Source organism: Streptomyces sp. NPDC088745, assembly GCF_044751045.1.
Lineage (GTDB): Bacteria > Actinomycetota > Actinomycetes > Streptomycetales > Streptomycetaceae > Streptomyces > Streptomyces cremeus.
The window spans coordinates 120276-134479 of sequence record NZ_JBIVLB010000004.1; the positions used below are offsets into that span (position 1 = coordinate 120276).

Here is a 14204-nt window from a genome sequence, read left to right on the forward strand (position 1 = left end):
GCTTCCCGCTCCGTAACGTCGAAGCATGAACACGCAGACGGCAGTGCCGGCGCAGTCGACGCGGTGGGGCGGCGGATTCACCGCCTGGCCCTCCCGGGAGGCCCTGACGCGCATCGGGGTGCCCCGGGTGCGGAGGGTCATCGACGTCGCCATGTGGCTCGGCATCGGCGCCTGGATCCTTCTGGAGGCGTACGCGGCGCGGGTCTTCGACGGTCTCGCCGTCGTGGTGCCGCCGCTCGCCCTGGTCGCGGTCACGGGGGCGGCCGAGCTGTACGACCGGCTGACCCTGCGGCACCGGCTGCTGCCCTCGCTGGCGGTGCTCGGGGCGGTCGCGCTCCTGGCCGGCGGAGCGTACGCGGTGGACGCGCAGGCGTCCGGGGCGATCCTGCTGGTGGTCTGCGTGGTGCAGGCCATGGTGCGGCTGCCGTTGGCGGCCGGCGCACCGGTGGGCGCGGTGCTCGTGACCGGCATGTCGTGGCTGGGGGACGTCAGCCTGCGGGAGCAGTTGGTGGTCAGCTTCGGTGTCCTGGTCACCGGGTACATGCTGCGGCTGGACGCGCAGGCGCGGGGCTCCGGGTTCCTGCTGCTGGCGCAGGAGCGGGCGGCCCGGGCGGCGGAGGCGGAGAGCGCCGCGCTCGCCGAGCGGGCCCGGATCGCCCGGGAGATGCACGACGTCCTCGCGCACAGCCTCTCCGCGCAGGTGGTGCACCTGGAGGCGGCCCGCCTGCTGGTCGAGAGGGAGCCGCGGGGCCCGTTCCGGGACGGGCTGCTGGAACGGGTGGTCGCCGCCCGCAGGATGGCCCGCGAAGGGCTGGCGGAGACCCGGCAGGCGCTGTCGGCGCTGCGCGGGGACACGGCGCCCGTCGAGGACTACCTGCGGGAGATGGCGGCCATGGACCGGGCCGACGTCCAGGTGGCCGGCGCGCGGCGGGGGCTGCCCGCCGACGCCTCCCAGGCGCTGCGCAGGGTGACCCAGGAGGCCCTCACCAACGTGCGCAAGCACGCGCCGGGAGCGGCGGTACGGATCCTGCTGGCGTACGGGAGCGACGAGGTGACCCTGGAGATACGGAACTCGGGCCGTCGGGACGGACAGGCGGCGGTGCCGGGGGCGGCGGCGGGGGCGGCGGGACCGGCGACCGGACCGGCCGGGGACGCCGGGTCCGTGACGACGGCACGGCCGACTGAGGCGACCGAGCCGCGGAACGCGGACGTGCGAAGGGAGTTGGCCGCGACCGGAGGCGGGTACGGTCTGCTCGGAATGCGGGAACGGGCGGAACTGCTCGGGGGCACGCTGGAGGCGGGGCCCGAGGGGGAGGGATTCGTGGTGAGACTGCGGATGCCGGTATGAGCCGGGACGACGCCGAAGCGGGCACCGTCCGGGTGCTGGTCGTCGACGACCAGGCGATGGTGCGCGAGGGCATCGTCCTGCTGCTGGGGCTGCTGCCCGGCATCGAGGTGGCCGGTTCGGCGGGGGACGGCGACGAGGCCGTCGAACTGGTCGGCCGGCACGCGCCGGACGTGGTGCTGATGGACCTGCGGATGCCGCGCTGCGACGGCGTGGAGGCGACCCGGCGGATCCGGGCCGCGCACCCCGCGACCCAGGTGGTCGTGCTCACCACGTACGCCGACGACGACTGGCTGTTCCCCGCGCTGCGGGCCGGTGCGCGCGGGTACCTCACCAAGGACGCGGACGGGGAGGAGATCGTCCGGGCGGTGCGGGACGTGATGTCCGGGCAGGCCCGGCTCTCTCCCGAGGTGCAGCGCAGGCTCCTGGAGCGCGTCACCGCCCCCGAGCCCCCGGTGTACGGCGCGCCGGGCTCCGGGGACCTGCCCGACGGGCTCACCCCGCGCGAGGCCGAGGTGCTGGAGCTGATCGCCGAGGGGCTGACCAACGCGGAGATCGCCCGCCGGCTGCGGATCGGGTCCGCCACGGTGAAGACCCACATCAACAACCTCTTCGCGAAGACCGGCGTGCGCGACCGCGCACAGGCCGTCCGCTACGCCTACCGGCAAGGCCTCGCCAGGCCGCCGCGCACGGGCCCGCCGGGTGCGGACGTCACCTGATGGGGTGAAGAGAGGGCATTGCCGAACCGGGGGACTTGCTTGTCTGCCCATCCTGGGGCGCGCGGACCAGTCCGGCCGCGGACAAGGAGTGTTGTTCGGTGGACAAGCACGAAGGGCGCGACGCCGCGGCGATGCGGTTCGACGACCCGTGGTATGACGCCCTCGCCTCCGGCTGGGGGGAAACCGGCGGCCCGGGAGCCCGGCCGCCCGCGGTGCCGCAGCAGCCCACCGCGCCCGGGCCGGGCCCCGGCGCCGCCGAGATCTACCTGGAGGTGCAGCGCAGCCCCGCCTTCCAGGAAGTGCGCCGCCGCTACCGGCGGTTCGTCGTCCCCGCGACCCTCGCCTTCCTCGCCTGGTACGTCGCCTACGTCGTCGCCGCCACCGCCGCACCCGGCCTGATGGCCAGGCCGGTGGCCGGCGCGGTCAACGTCGCGCTGGTCGCGGGTCTCGGCCAGTTCCTCTCCACCTTCCTGCTGACCTGGGCGTACGCCCGGCACGCCAGGCTGCGCAGGGACCGGGCCGCGCTCGAACTGCGCTGGGACACCCAGGAACTGACCCGGCTGACCGAAGCCCGGGGAGCCGGCCGGTGAACCATGGCCACGAGACCCTGGCACTACTGCTGTTCAGCGCCTTCGTCGCGACGACGCTCGCCATCACCACCTGGGTGAGCCGCCACCGGCAAGGCTCGGCGGAGGAGTTCTACGTCGGCGGACGCCTCTTCAGCCCCATGGAGAACGGTTTCGCCATCGCAGGCGACTACATGTCCGCCGCCTCCTTCCTCGGCATCTCCGGCCTCATCGCCCTCTACGGCTACGACGGGATGCTCTACTCCGTCGGATTCCTGGTGGCCTGGCTGGTGGTGCTGTTCCTGGTCGCCGAACTGGTGCGCAACTGCGGCCGGTTCACCCTCGCCGACGTCGTGGTCTCCCGGATGCGGGAGCGGCCCGTGCGGATCGCGGCGGGCACCTCCTCGGTCACCGTGTCCGTGCTGTACCTGGTGGCCCAGATGGTCGGCGCCGGCAGCCTCGTCGGGCTGCTGCTCGGCGGCAGCAGCGGGGCCGCGCAGACGTGGACGGTCGTCGGGGTCGGCGCGCTGATGGTCGTCTACGTGACGCTCGGCGGGATGCGGGCCACGACCTGGATCCAGATCGTCAAGGCCGTCCTGCTGATGGCGGGCGCGCTGGCGCTCACCGTGCTCGTCCTGGTGCGCTTCGGGGGCGACTTCAACCAGTTGCTGACCACCGCCGCCGCGCGCAGCGGGCACGGACTGGACTTCCTCGCGCCCGGCCTGCGCTACGGCGGGGACTGGACCGCGCGCCTCGACTTCATCAGCCTGGGGCTGGCCCTCGTGCTCGGCACGGCGGGGCTGCCGCACATCCTCTCCCGCTTCTACACCGTGCCCACCGCGCGGGCCGCGCGCCGTTCGGTGGTCTGGTCGATCGGGCTCATCGGCAGTTTCTACCTGATGACGATCGTCCTGGGCTTCGGCGCCGCGGCACTGCTCGGCACCGACAAGGTGCGGGCGTCCAACGCGGCCGGCAACACCGCGGTCCCACTGCTCGCCAACGTACTGGGCGGCGGCGAGGGTTCCGCTGGAGGAACGGTTCTGTTCGCGGTCGTCGCCGCCATCGCCTTCGCCACGATCCTCGCCGTCGTCGCCGGCATCACCCTGGCCTCCTCCGCCTCCGTCGCGCACGACCTGTACGCGTCGCTGCGCAGCCGCAGCAGGCGCGGCAAGCCGTACAGCGAGGTCGCGGTCGCCCGGGTGGCGGCGGGCGGGATCGGGGTGGTGGCCATCGGGCTGGGACTGCTGGCGAAGGACCTGAACGTGGCGTTCCTGGTCGGCCTCGCGTTCGCGGTGGCCGCGTCCGCGAACCTGCCGGTGCTGCTCTTCTCGCTGTTCTGGCGGGGGTTCACCACGCGCGGGGCGGTCTGGTCGGTGTACGGGGGGCTCGTGCCCGCGGTGCTGCTGGTGATCGTTTCGCCGGTGGTCTCGGGCAGCCCGGAGTCGCTGTTCCCCGGTGCCGACCTCCAGTACTTCCCGTTGCAGAACCCGGGGCTGGTGTCGATCCCGCTGGGGTTCCTGGCGGGCTGGCTGGGGACGGTCACCTCGCGCGAGGAGCCGGACGCCGCGAAGCACGCGGAGACGGAGGTGCGGTCGCTGACGGGGGCGGGGGCGGTGTGAGGCGCGGCTCAGCCGGGCGCGGTCAGCGCCTCCGGGAGGACCACCGTGAACTCCGCGCCACCGCCCGGCGCCCGCGCCACCCGGGCGCTGCCGCCGTGCCGCTCGGCCAGACGCCGTACGAGAGCGAGACCGAGGCCGCGCTTGCCGTGCGACGGGAGCGCCTTCGTCGTCCAGCCCTCGGTGAAGATCGACTCGCGTTCGGCGTCCGGCACCCCGGGGCCGCTGTCCGTCACCCGTAGCACCACTTCCCGGCCCCGTGCGTACAGTGCCACCTCCACGAAGGCCGCAGGCGAGCCGGCCGCCGCGTCCAGGGCGTTGTCCACCAGGTTGCCGACCACCGTGACCAGCCCGCGCGGGTCCACCAGGCGGTCCGGCAGCATCGTCTCGGCCGCCGGGCGCAGCACCACCGCCCGCTCGGCCGCGACCGTCGCCTTGCCGACCAGCAGAGCGGCGAGAAGCGGGTCGTGGACGCGGTCGGTGAACTCCTCCGCCGTCGCCCGGTGCACTCCCGCCACTTCCGTCACGAAGTCCATCGCCTCCTCGTGCATGCCGAGTTCGAGGAGGCCCAGCAGGGTGTGCATCCGGTTGGCGTGCTCGTGGTCCTGGGCGCGCAGGGCGTCGATCAGGCCCCGGGTGGAGTCCAGCTCACGGCCCAGTTGCTCCAGCTCGGTGCGGTCGCGCAGGGTGGCCACGGCCCCGCCGTCGTCGGTGGGCATGCGGTTGGCGACCAGCACCCTGGGACCTCGTACGGTCAACAGGTCCTCGCCCGACACCCGGCCCGCGAGCACGTCCGCGGTACGGCCCTGCCCCAGCACCTCGTCCAGCGGGCGGCCCGTGGCCTCGTCGCCGATGCCCAGCAGTCGCCGGGCCTCGTCGTTGACCAGCCGCACCCGGCCGGCCGGGTCGAGGGCCACGACCCCCTCCCGGATGCCGTGCAGCATGGCCTCGCGTTCCGCGAGCAGCGCCGCGATGTCGGAGAAGGCCAGGTCGTGCACCTGCCGCTGGAGCCTGCGCGAGATGAGGTACGCGGCCAGGGCCCCGACGGCGAGCGCCCCGCCCGCGTACGCGAGGAGCCCCGGGATCGCGGCGAGGAGCCGGGCGCGCACGCTGTCGTACTCGATGCCGACCGAGACCGCGCCGACGATGCGGTCGCGTGCGTCCCGCAGCGGGACCTTCCCGCGGGCGGACGGGCCGAGGGTGCCGCTGTCGATCTCCATGACCTCGCGCCCGGCCAGGGCGCCGCTGGGGTCGGTCGAGACGACCTGCCCGATCCGGGCGGTCGCGGTGTGCGACCAGCGGACCCCGCGCCGGTCCATGATCACCACGTACTCGGCTCCGGTCGCCCGCCTGATCCGCTCGGCCTCGGCCTGCACGGGCCCGCCGGGCGCGGCGGGGGAGTCGAGCAGCGTCCGCGCGACCTGCGGCGAAGCGGTGGTCTGCGCGATGGCCAGGGCCCGCCGCATCGCCTGGTCGTCGAGCTGGGCCCCCAGGGGCGCGAGGAAGAGCCCGGTGGCGAGGACGGTGATGCCGGTGGCCACCGCCAGTTGCAGCAGCAGGAACTGGGAGACGACGCGCTGGGGCCAGGTGATGCGCATGGACAGGAACGGTAGGGGACGCGCCGCCGGGACCGCGCCGGGCGTCCGCGGGAAGGGGCCACAGGGCAATGGGCCCTGCAACGCCGTGCAGGCGAAGGGGCCCATCTGGTCCTGACCGCCGGACGGCGGCCGCGCGCCCGGCCGGCCTTGCTGCGCCCGGCCGGCCGGTGTCTACGCGTCGGGGATGTCGGCCTTCGCCCGGATCAGGGTCTCGCGGCTGATGACCACGATGCGTTCGTAGTCGGCACGTCCCGCGTCCGCCGGGAGCTCGTGGTCCAGGACGGCGGTCGACTCCGTCCCGATGACCGCGAAGTTCCCGTCGCTCAACTCGAAGATGTCGGGGCACGTCTGGCCCGTCGCACTGCCTCGTGCCTGGGGGGAAGCGCCGATCCTGCGGACGATCTGTAGGTTCTTCAACGGGAGTCCACTGTTCCAGTTCATGTGTGGCTTGCACGCACCTTGTGCACACCCAAGGGCGGAGGTGCATGCGCGCGATCTGTGGTGTGCGTGCAGGCCGGGGCCTCTGCGCACGTAATGTACCGGACGTGAGATAGATCACCCGCGTGCACTCCGGGGCGCGCGGGACGGCACGGCCTCGTGAGTCGCTTTTCTCCCCTCGGACCTCCTCCGGCACACACCGGCGCGTGCAGGGGCGCATGGGTGCACGACGGTCATGCGTGACGGGATCCGGCGCTGTGACGCGGCCTTCTCACGCGATCCACCACTGATCGCCCTCGTCGCTGGCCCGGGCGACGATCTCGTCCACCAGCCTGCCCATGGCCGCTTCCGCCGAGTCCGAAGGCAGGCTGGCCCGGTGGTGACCGGTGGCGTCCCAGTACTCCCGGAAGACCTTGCTCTGGCAGGTGATCCTGAGATGGCCGAGCGCTTCTTCGAGGCTCATCGTGCCGACGCGACAGTCGTGCAGGATGTTGCCGTAGAGGGCGTTGGCGAAGAGGAACTGCCGTTGCCGGTCTGCGGGCACTTCCTCCTCGTAGGTGTCCAGCACAGCGGCGAGCTGTGGATCGGCCATCGCTTTGCACTGGAGCTGGAGCTGCAGTTGCCGCTGGGCGGTCAGTGCGATGCGCCGGTGGATCCGCTGTTGCTGGATGAGCATGGCGGTGAAGGCAGTCGTCCCCAGGACGAGCCCCACCACGACCCCCCGCTGCTGTCCGTGCTTAGCCATCCCAACCCCCGAAAATCACAGGCGACCGCACTGAGCACCGGGTGGGCGGACGTGGAGTACGGGCCGGCCGGCGGTCGTTGACTGCGTGTCCCGCCTCCAGAGTGCCGAGCGGCTCCGGTCGGCGGAAGGCGGAGCAGAGGCGCACGGAGTCAGAGACGTGCGAAGACGTGTCGTGGCAACGTGCGCCCTACTCGCATATGTGCCCGTTGGGTGCCACCGACAACCGTTCACCGCCTGCCGCGTCCGAAAAGGGGCGGCCCCCGATTTCGGGAGCGGCCGGAGTGCGGCAGCCGCGACAGCCGGTGCGTCTACGATCGGGACCATGTCCAGGCCACACATCCCCGTCGTCGTCCTCGCCGGATTTCTGGGATCGGGGAAGACGACCCTGCTCAATCATCTGCTCAAGCGGAGTCGTGGTACCCGGATCGGGGCGATCGTCAATGACTTCGGGGCGATCGAGATCGACGCGATGGCCGTGGCGGGACAGTTGGGGGACTCGACGGTTTCGCTCGGGGACGGGTGTCTGTGCTGTGCGGTGGACGCGAGTGAGCTCGATGCGTACCTGGCGAAGCTGACGGATCCGGCGGCCGGGATGGACGTCATCGTCATCGAGGCCAGCGGGCTGGCGGAGCCCCAGGAGCTGGTGCGGATGCTGCTGGCCAGTGAGAACCCGTATGCCGTGTACGGGGGGCTCGTGGAGGTCGTGGACGCGGCCGAGTTCGGGGCGACCAGGCTGCGGCATCCGGAGATCGTGCGGCATGCGGCCGTCGCTGACCTGGTCGTGCTCAACAAGACCGACCGGGTGGGCGAGGAGGAGCTCGCCGCGCTGCGCGAGGAACTGGCCGGCCTCGGGAGCGGTGCGGTCATCTGCTCCGCGTACGGGCGGATCGATCCGGAGGTGCTCTTCGACCGGCGGACCGCCGCGCAGCACCAGGAGGACGGCTGGCAGCTGAGCTTCGAGGACCTGCGGGCCGAGGCCGAGGGCGACGGCGGTGAGGAGGGGCCGTGCTCCGGGCACGCCGGGCCCGGCGAGTGCCCCGCTTGCTCCGGGCATCTGCATGCCGCGTACGAGAGCGTGGAGTTCGTGTCGGACGTCCCCATGGACCCGGGGCGGCTCATGGCCTTCCTCGACGCGCGGCCCGAGGGGCTGTACCGGATCAAGGGATACGTCGACTTCGGTGCCGCCGACGCGCGCAACCGGTACGCGGTGCACGCGGTGGGGCGGTTCCTGCGGTTCCGTCCGGAGCCCTGGGGAGCGCAGGAGGAACGGCTCACGCAGCTCGTGCTGATCGGGACGGGCACGGACGGCCGGGCGCTGCGGGAGCGGCTCGCCGGGTGCGTGGGCGAGCCGGACGCCCGGGACGTGCCACCGGGCGAGGACACTCCCGCCGAGCGCGCCATGTGGGGCGTCCTGCGTTACGTACAGACGGCGGAGACGGAGGGGCCGCCCCCCGAGGAGTGATCTCCCCGGGGGACGGCCCGTCCGCGAGGAGTGATCCTCCCGGAGGCGGCCCGCCCGCGAGGAGTGATCTCCCCGGCAGGCGGCCCGCCCCGTGCGGCGGAGCCCCTACACCGCCCCCGCCAGAGCCGCCACCGGCTTCGGCAGCGGAGTGCCCGAGCCGTCGCGGCGCGGGTCGAGCTCCGGCAGCTCGGCCGGGGTGCCGTTCTTCTGGGCGGCCCGGGCCGGGGCCGCGCCCGCCCACGCCAGCAGCAGGGCGTCCTCCCCGCGCAGGAAGCGCTGGCAGCGGACGCCGCCCGTGGCGCGGCCCTTGCGCGGGTACTGGTCGAAGGGGGTGAGCTTGGCGGAGGACTCCGCGTCACCCATGAGGGTGCCCTTCGAACCGGCGACGGTGAAGACCACCGCGTCGGCCGCCGGGTCGACGGCCGTGAAGGAGATGACCTTGGCGCCCGCGGCCAGCTTGATGCCTGCCATGCCGCCGGCCGGGCGGCCCTGCGGGCGCACCTGCGAGGCCTGGTAGCGCAGGAGCTGGGCGTCGTCGGTGATGAAGACCAGGTCCTCCTCGCCCGTGCGCAGCTCCCGCCCGCCGACGATGCGGTCGCCGTCCTTGAGCGTGATGACCTCCAGCTCGTCCTTGTGGGCGGGGTAGTCGGGGACGACCCGCTTCACGACGCCCTGTTCCGTGCCGATCGCGAGGCCGGGGGAGGACTCGTCCAGGGTGGTCAGGCAGATCAGGGTCTCGTCGCCCTCCAGGGAGAGGAACTCCGCGACCGGGGCCCCGCCCGAGAGGTTGGGCGCGGACGCCGTGCCGGGGAGCTGGGGGAGGTCGATCACGGCCAGTCGCAGCAGCCGGCCCGCCGAGGTCACCGCGCCGACGGTGCCGCGCGCCGTCGCGGGGACGGCCGAGACGATCACGTCGTGCTTGGTGCGGCGCGCGTCGTCTAGGGCGAGGGGCTCGCCGTTGGGCGTACGGGCCAGGAGACCGGTGGAGGAGAGCAGGACGCGGCAGGGGTCGTCCGGGACCTCCAGCGGCACCGTGGCGACGGCCGAGGCGCCCGACTCCAGCAGGACCGTACGGCGCTCGGTGCCGAACTTCTTGGCGACCGCGGCCAGTTCCGCCGAGACCAGCTTGCGCAGCTCCGCGTCGGACTCCAGGATTCCGGTCAGCTCGTCGATCTCGCCGTTGAGGCGGTCGCGCTCCGACTCCAGCTCGATCCGGTCGAACTTGGTCAGACGGCGCAGCGGGGTGTCCAGGATGTACTGGGTCTGGATCTCGGAGAGCCCGAAGCGCTCGATCAGGCGCTCCTTGGCCTGCGCGGAGTTCTCGCTGGAGCGGATGAGGCGGATGACCTCGTCGATGTCGATGAGCGCGACGAGCAGGCCCTCCACCAGGTGCAGCCGGTCCCGGCGCTTGGTGCGGCGGAACTCGCTGCGCCGGCGGACCACCTCGAAGCGGTGGTCCAGGTAGACCTCCAGCAGCTCCTTGAGGCCCAGCGTGAGCGGCTGGCCGTCGACCAGGGCGACGTTGTTGATGCCGAAGGACTCCTCCATCGGCGTCAGCTTGTAGAGCTGTTCGAGGACGGCCTCCGGGACGAAGCCGTTCTTGATCTCGATGACCAGGCGCAGACCGTGCGAGCGGTCGGTGAGGTCCTTGACGTCCGCGATGCCCTGGATCTTCTTCGCCCCGACCAGGTCCTTGATCTTGGCGATGACCTTCTCCGGGCCGACCGTGAAGGGCAGTTCGGTGACGACCAGGCCCTTGCGGCGGGCCGTCACGTTCTCCACGGCGGCCGTGGCGCGGATCTTGAAGGTGCCGCGGCCCTTCTCGTACGCGTCCTTGATGCCCGTGAGACCGACGATCCGGCCACCGGTCGGCAGGTCGGGCCCGGGCACGAAGCGCATCAGCGTCTCCAGGTCGGCGCCCGGGTGCTTGATCAGGTGGCGGGCCGCGGCCACGACCTCGCCCAGGTTGTGCGGCGGCATGTTGGTGGCCATGCCGACCGCGATGCCGGTGGTGCCATTGACCAGCAGGTTCGGATATGCGGCCGGCAGCGCGACGGGCTCGCGCTCCTTGCCGTCGTAGTTCGGGCTGAAGTCGACCGTGTCCTCGTCGATCGACTCCGTCATCAGCGACGTCGCGTCGGCCATCCTGCACTCGGTGTACCGCATCGCGGCCGGCGGGTCGTCGTTGCCCAGCGAGCCGAAGTTGCCGTGCCCGTCGACCAGCGGCAGCCGCATGGAGAACGGCTGCGCCATGCGCACCAGCGCGTCGTAGATGGACGCGTCGCCGTGCGGGTGCAGCTTTCCCATCACCTCGCCGACCACGCGGGCGCACTTCACGTACCCCCGGTCGGGGCGCAGGCCCATCTCGTTCATCTGGTAGACGATGCGGCGGTGCACGGGCTTGAGGCCGTCCCGCGCGTCCGGCAGGGCGCGCGAGTAGATCACCGAGTAGGCGTACTCGAGGAAGGAGCCCTGCATCTCGTCGACGACGTCGACGTCGAGGATCTTCTCCTCGAACGCCTCGTCAGGCTGCGGGGTCTTCGTGCTGCGGCGGGCCATCGCGGCTGCGGCTCCTTCTCACTGTTCAACGGTCGGTGGCTGGACTGATCGTGCGGACACGGGGGTTCCTGACGCGGACCATTGTGGACCGCCGCACTGACAACGCCGACCTCGGCCCGTCCGTAGCGGTCGTGGAGCCGTCCGGGACGCGCGCCGTCGGCGGGGGAACAGCGCGTCGAAAACACGGGAACGAAGAGTCGGGGATCCGGGAACTTCGCGGACTGTCACTGCGCTTGCATACAGTGGCAGGACTTAACAGCAGGACTTGTCTCATACGCGATCGAAGGGACGTACATGCCCATGGGTCACACGGCCACAGCGCAGGCCGGCTCCGGCGGCCTGACAGCGACCGAGCACCGGCTTGCGAACGGTCTGAGGGTGATCCTCTCCGAGGACCACCTGACCCCGGTCGCCGCGGTCTGCCTCTGGTACGACGTCGGCTCGCGCCACGAGGTCAAGGGCCGCACCGGCCTGGCGCACCTCTTCGAGCACCTCATGTTCCAGGGCTCCGCCCAGGTCAAGGGCAACGGGCACTTCGAGCTGGTGCAGGGCGCCGGCGGCTCGCTCAACGGCACCACGAGCTTCGAGCGCACCAACTACTTCGAGACCATGCCCGCGCACCAGCTGGAGCTGGCGCTGTGGCTGGAAGCCGACCGGATGGGCTCGCTGCTCACCGCGCTCGACGACGAGTCCATGGAGAACCAGCGCGACGTCGTCAAGAACGAGCGCCGCCAGCGGTACGACAACGTGCCCTACGGCACCGCGTTCGAGAAGCTCACCGCCCTGATGTACCCCGAGGGACACCCCTACCACCACACCCCGATCGGCTCCATGGCCGACCTGGACGCGGCCACGCTCGAAGACGCCCGCGCCTTCTTCCGCACGTACTACGCGCCCAACAACGCGGTGCTGTCGATCGTCGGCGACATCGACCCCGAGCAGACGCTCGCCTGGGTGGAGAAGTACTTCGGCTCGATCCCCTCGCACGACGGCAAGCAGCCGCCCCGCGACGGCTCGCTGCCCGACGTCATCGGCGGCGAGCTGCGCGAGGTCGTCGAGGAGGAGGTCCCGGCGCGCGCGCTGATGGCCGCCTACCGGCTGCCCAGCGACGGCACCCGCGAGGCGGACGCCGCCGACCTGGCGCTCACCGTCCTCGGCGGCGGCGAGTCCTCCCGGCTGCACAACCGTCTCGTACGGCGCGACCAGACGGCCGTCGCCGCGGGCTTCGGCCTGCTGCGCCTGGCCGGGGCCCCCTCGCTGGGCTGGCTGGACGTCAAGACCTCAGGCGGTGTGGAGGTCCCGGCCATCGAGGCCGCCGTCGACGAGGAGCTCGCCCGGTTCGCCGCGGAGGGCCCCACGGCCGAGGAGATGGAGCGCGCCCAGGCCCAGCTGGAGCGCGAGTGGCTGGACCGGCTGGGCACGGTCGCCGGCCGCGCCGACGAACTGTGCCGGTACGCCGTCCTGTTCGGCGACCCGCAGCTCGCCCTGAGCGCCGTCGGACGCGTCCTGGAGGTCACCGCCGAGGAGGTCCAGGCCGTGGCCAAGGCCCGGCTGCGCCCGGACAACCGCGCGGTCCTGGTGTACGAACCGACGGCCGCCTCCGACGACGCAGCCGCGGACGCAGTCGCAGCCGCGGACGTGCGGGAAGGCGCGCAGGAGAACGACGAGCAGGAAGGGGCGGACCAGTGACGGAGACCGCAGCCACCACCGGCGGGAGCGCGGCCGTGACCAGCGCGATGCAGTTCCACCCGCAGCCGCAGCCCGGGCCCGCCACCCCGTGGGCCTTCCCCGCCCCCGAGCGCGGCGCGCTGCCCAACGGCCTGACCGTGCTGCGCTGCGACCGCCCCGGCCAGAAGCTGGTGGCCGTCGAGGTCTTCCTCGCCGCGCCCCTGGAGGCCGAGCCGAAGGGCCTGGACGGCGTCGCCACGATCATGTCGCGCGCCTTCACCGAGGGCACCGACAAGCACTCCGCCGAGGAGTTCGCCGCCGAGCTGGAGCGCTGCGGCGCCACCCTCGACGCGTTCGCCGACCACCCGGGCGTGCGGGTCTCCCTCGAAGTCCCGGTCTCCCGGCTGCCCAAGGCGCTCGGACTGCTCGCCGACGCCCTGCGCGCACCGGCGTTCGCGGACGGCGAGATCGAGCGTCTCGTACGCAACCGGCTCGACGAGCTCCCGCACGAGGCGGCCAACCCGTCCCGTCGGGCCGCCAAGCAGCTCTCCCACGAGCTGTTCCCGGCGGACCTGCGCATGTCGCGCCCCCGCCAGGGCACCGAGGAGACGGTCAAGAACATCGACTCCGCGGCCGTGCGCGCCTTCTACGAGACGCACGTCCGCCCGGCCACCGCCACGGCGGTCGTCGTCGGCGACCTCACCGGCATCGACCTGGACGCGGTCCTGGCCGAGACCCTGGGCGCCTGGACGGGCGGCACGGCGGCCCCGCGCCCCGTTCCGGCGATCACCGCCGACGACACGGGCCGCGTGGTCGTCGTGGACCGCCCCGGCGCGGTCCAGACCCAGCTCCTGATCGGCCGCATCGGCGCCGACCGGCACGACCGCGTCTGGCCCGCCCAGGTGCTCGGTACGTACTGTCTCGGCGGCACCCTCACCTCCCGCCTGGACCGCGTCCTGCGCGAGGAGAAGGGCTACACCTACGGCGTGCGTGCCTTCGGCCAGGTGCTGCGCTCCGCCGAGGACGGCACGGGCGCCGCCATGCTGGCCATCAGCGGCTCCGTGGACACCGAGTCGACCGGGCCCGCCCTGGAGGACCTGTGGAAGGTCCTGCGGACGCTCGCGGCCGAGGGACTCACCGACGCCGAGCGCGACGTCGCCGTGCAGAACCTGGTCGGGGTCGCCCCGCTCAAGTACGAGACGGCCTCGGCGGTCGCGGGCACGCTGGCCGACCAGGTCGAGCAGCACCTGCCCGACGACTTCCAGGCCCAGCTGTACGCGCGGCTGGCCGCGACCGGCACCGTGGAGGCCACCGCCGCGGTGGTGAACGCCTTCCCGGTGGACAGGCTGGTCACGGTCCTGGTCGGCGACGCGTCCCGGATCGTGGAGCCGGTGCGCGCGTTGGACATCGGCGAGGTCACGGTCGTGAGCTGACCGGCCCGCCGACCGGTTCACCGGCCGCTTGACCGATCAAAGGTCATCCGGGCGG

Annotated in this window: 11 protein-coding genes; 7 read left to right on the top strand and 4 right to left on the bottom strand. The window is 72.6% G+C overall.

Translation table 11 applies throughout. The features are described from left to right. Positions 1-25: 25 nt before the first annotated feature. From ACIP93_RS13425 to ACIP93_RS13440, 4 genes are all read left to right on the top strand, one after another. Complete coding sequence (locus ACIP93_RS13425) at positions 26-1348, top strand: sensor histidine kinase (RefSeq protein ID WP_401758107.1); 1323 nt, start codon at positions 26-28, stop codon at positions 1346-1348. Continuing rightward, positions 1345-2064: a response regulator gene (locus ACIP93_RS13430; RefSeq protein WP_401758110.1), complete on the top strand. Its 720-nt coding sequence runs from the start codon at positions 1345-1347 to the stop codon at positions 2062-2064. Before ACIP93_RS13425 ends, ACIP93_RS13430 begins: the two co-directional genes overlap by 4 nt. 131 nt (positions 2065-2195) lie before the next feature. Then, on the top strand, positions 2196-2654 hold the full coding sequence (locus ACIP93_RS13435) for a DUF485 domain-containing protein (protein ID WP_345219018.1): 459 nt from the start codon (positions 2196-2198) through the stop codon (positions 2652-2654). Next, positions 2651-4249 (top strand): cation acetate symporter, encoded by a 1599-nt coding sequence (locus tag ACIP93_RS13440; protein ID WP_345217419.1) that lies wholly within the window; start codon positions 2651-2653, stop codon positions 4247-4249. Before ACIP93_RS13435 ends, ACIP93_RS13440 begins: the two co-directional genes overlap by 4 nt. A gap of 8 nt (positions 4250-4257) precedes the next feature. Here the strand turns inward: ACIP93_RS13440 and ACIP93_RS13445 are convergent, their stop codons facing one another. The 3 genes from ACIP93_RS13445 to ACIP93_RS13455 form a co-directional block, all read right to left on the bottom strand. Next, positions 4258-5844: an ATP-binding protein gene (locus ACIP93_RS13445; protein WP_401758114.1), complete on the bottom strand. Its 1587-nt coding sequence runs from the start codon at positions 5842-5844 to the stop codon at positions 4258-4260. Between the two features lie 171 nt (positions 5845-6015). Next, on the bottom strand, positions 6016-6285 hold the full coding sequence (locus ACIP93_RS13450) for a hypothetical protein (RefSeq protein WP_345217423.1): 270 nt from the start codon (positions 6283-6285) through the stop codon (positions 6016-6018). 268 nt (positions 6286-6553) lie between these two features. Continuing rightward, entirely contained in the window at positions 6554-7027 is a 474-nt protein-coding gene (locus tag ACIP93_RS13455) for a DUF6082 family protein (protein ID WP_345217425.1), read from the bottom strand. Between the two features lie 322 nt (positions 7028-7349). On the opposite strand from ACIP93_RS13455, the gene ACIP93_RS13460 reads away from it, so the two are divergent. After that, on the top strand, positions 7350-8489 hold the full coding sequence (locus tag ACIP93_RS13460; protein WP_401758118.1) for a CobW family GTP-binding protein: 1140 nt from the start codon (positions 7350-7352) through the stop codon (positions 8487-8489). A gap of 105 nt (positions 8490-8594) precedes the next feature. Here ACIP93_RS13460 and ACIP93_RS13465 read toward each other — a convergent pair whose 3' ends face one another. Beyond that, positions 8595-11048: a DNA topoisomerase IV subunit A gene (locus ACIP93_RS13465; RefSeq protein WP_345217431.1), complete on the bottom strand. Its 2454-nt coding sequence runs from the start codon at positions 11046-11048 to the stop codon at positions 8595-8597. Between the two features lie 300 nt (positions 11049-11348). Here ACIP93_RS13465 and ACIP93_RS13470 point away from each other — a divergent pair, with 300 nt between their 5' ends. Together ACIP93_RS13470 and ACIP93_RS13475 are read left to right on the top strand one after the other, a co-directional pair. Beyond that, positions 11349-12737 (top strand): pitrilysin family protein, encoded by a 1389-nt coding sequence (locus ACIP93_RS13470; RefSeq protein WP_345217432.1) that lies wholly within the window; start codon positions 11349-11351, stop codon positions 12735-12737. 47 nt (positions 12738-12784) lie between these two features. Continuing rightward, complete coding sequence (locus ACIP93_RS13475) at positions 12785-14149, top strand: M16 family metallopeptidase (RefSeq protein WP_401758823.1); 1365 nt, start codon at positions 12785-12787, stop codon at positions 14147-14149. Positions 14150-14204: the final 55 nt, after the last annotated feature.